The sequence below is a fragment of the Candidatus Neomarinimicrobiota bacterium genome, assembly GCA_041862535.1.
Lineage (GTDB): Bacteria > Fidelibacterota > Marinisomatia > SCGC-AAA003-L08 > TS1B11.
In genome coordinates this window covers 1-2,515 of record JBGVTM010000297.1, presented here as the reverse complement: position 1 = coordinate 2,515, position 2,515 = coordinate 1, and the positions used below count along the sequence as shown (strand labels likewise).

The following is a 2,515-nucleotide window of genomic DNA, read 5'->3' as shown; positions in this document are numbered from 1 at the left end:
CGGTATCATCACGTTCGATGCCGCGACCTATGCCGAGTGGGTTTTCCCGAATCCGTCCATCAATGGTTTTCTGCCAGACATCGCCTCGGATGCTGACTTCAAAGCTACGTTCGGTATAACCGAACAGGACTTTCTGGAGGCCAAGGCGGAACCGCTTGTCATTCCTTTCGAGTTCTTTTCAGGGGGTATATATAAGCGGATACCTGCTGATTTATCTCGGACAAGGTTAATTCCCTGGGCCCTGGTGAATCGACCGTAGTTTCGGCAGTTCAATATTTAAGTGCCTAATCGGTTCGTCAAAGCCCCCAACACCGTGATGGGTTGGGGGCTGGTTTTTCTGCTTTTAAGCAGCCCGGTCTCTTCCCAGGTGCTTCAGGGGTGGCTCGATATTGACACCCGGGACCTATTTGCATCATCCGGTCTTCCGAGGGAAGGGTGGCAAGATGGTAGCATAGAGCTCCTGCAGCTGCCAATGGTATCTCAGCCGCGGATTCGAATCGTATCCTCGTATGACGATGTGTACCGGGAAGAGGGGACTCAATACCGGACTCAGGTGGACAGGTTTGAGTATGGGTCTTATTTTGAGGTGCCCCTGGGCCCGGAGGGCGGGTGTTTGGGATTTGAGCTGAGCCACCTTACAGCCAACGGGCGAGTGTGTCCCTCCTTGGAGGAGCGGGTTTCCCTGGGGTGGGCTGTTCAGCGGTTTGCGGTCGGGATTGGTCGGCACCTGTGGGGGCGGCGTCTCACGGCCGGCGGCAAGATAGCTGTAACCCATATGGATGGTGGTTGGTTACCCGGTGCCGCCTTGGCGTTGGCTATTCGGCCCCGCCCGGCTATTTCCCTGGCGGCCCATGCTGGATGGCAACCCGATACGCGGATGGTCGATTGGAAGATCGAGGGCGAAGAATATCGTGCCGAAGTGAAGTTCTGGCACCGCTGGTGGGCCGCCGAAATGAAGGTCGACTTTTCACCCCGTTTCTCAATCGAGACAGGATATAAACACGGCTGGATTTATGCACCCGCAAAGTGGTATGAAGGAGTCAGCTTCGGATTCAATCCAGCGATAGCAAGCGCGTGTGTCAAGGCTGTAGTCCAGTATGATCTTACCGATAGAACCGCCCTCATACTACGGTTGAAGACAGCGGCTATTGATGGAAGCGGCGAATCATATCACCATGGCCAGCCTTTCGGTAAGCTCACCACTTTTCTTCTGGATGAAACTGATGTAGAGCTCATCGGGACCTGTTGGTCGGCCAATTCGGCACGGACGACTTTCAGCTACGGCAATTATCAGGTCGCCAGTACCCAGAGGGGTCATCAGGATCCCTGGCCCTTCTCTATCGGCATATTTGACCAGTTGCTGCGGGTCTATTATCGGGGATCAGGAGAGGCCCGGGTCAACCGGCTGGCTTTGGAATATGCCAGAAGCCCACGGGCTGTTGATGACTGGGCTCTCGTGGTCGGCTACGTGTGGATGACACCGGATTTGGGATTGCTTCAACGGCGGACAAAGCTGATAATTTTTGACAGCGGCGAACTGACGCGGTCATATCTCAATGTTATCCAGGCTGAGTTCCTGGCGCTTGAGGCGCGAAAGTCGATTATCCTGGGCGGGATAGCGCTTACTTATAGTTTTACGAAAGCCATTCCCACTTGGGTCAGGTTGCGTGAAAAGCCCCCGCCCCCGGAGCCGCCCGAAGTAAAGAAAAAGGCCAAAGGCGGCAATTTTCACATGCTTGAGTTGGCCTACGTCTGGTAGGTGGCCCAGTAAGTCGGGACTATAATAGCGTTGGGTCATGAGAAATCGGTTTGCTCAATTAGGGGGAGAACCAATGATTGATCTGCACGACCAGGTAGCGCTCATTACCGGTGCATCGCGGGGTATAGGTGCGGCCTGTGCGGTTCTGTTTGCCCGGGCGGGCGCCCACGTGGGACTGGTCTACCGCTCCCACGATGAGGAGGCCCAGGCGGTGAAGGCGGAGGTGGAGCAGCTGGGGCGGAGCGCTCTCCTGCTGAAGGGGGATGTCGCCGATTTCTCAAGCGCCAGGTTGCACGTGGCGTCGCTGGAGCGGGAGCTGGGCCGGGTGGATGTACTGGTGAACAACGCCGGCATCTGGACGGATCTGGAAACGGGCACCGGCAATGAGGCGGCCTGGGACGAGACGATGGCCGTGAACCTGAAATCGGTTTTCAACTACACCGATGCGGTGGTGCCGGTGATGAAGCGGGCGGGCCGGGGGAACATCATTCACGTATCTTCTACCGCTGGTCAGCGGGGGGAGGCCTTCCACAGCCACTACGCCGCCACCAAGGGGGCCATCATCGCCTACACCAAGTCCCTGGCGGTGGAGCTGGCCCCTGACATCCGGGTCAACGCCGTGGCTCCCGGCTGGGTGGATACGCCCATGTGCGCAGGCGTGTTTGCCGATAAGGAATTCCGGGCCCGGGTGCAGGCCGGCATTCCCCTGGACCGCATCCCACCACCGGAGGACATCGCCGGACCGATCCTGTTCCT

The 2,515-nt window shown here is 57.6% G+C and carries 3 protein-coding genes; all 3 read left to right on the top strand.

The genetic code is table 11. From position 1 onward, the window contains the following. Positions 1–259: hypothetical protein (locus tag ACETWG_10875; protein ID MFB0517087.1), on the top strand; the 259-nt coding region annotated here is incomplete at its 5' end. Between the two features lie 21 nt (positions 260–280). After that, entirely contained in the window at positions 281–1,759 is a 1,479-nt protein-coding gene (locus ACETWG_10870; protein ID MFB0517086.1) for a hypothetical protein, read from the top strand. Between the two features lie 73 nt (positions 1,760–1,832). Next, positions 1,833–2,515, top strand: a 683-nt coding sequence (locus tag ACETWG_10865) for an SDR family NAD(P)-dependent oxidoreductase (protein ID MFB0517085.1), incomplete at its 3' end; no start/stop codon positions are given.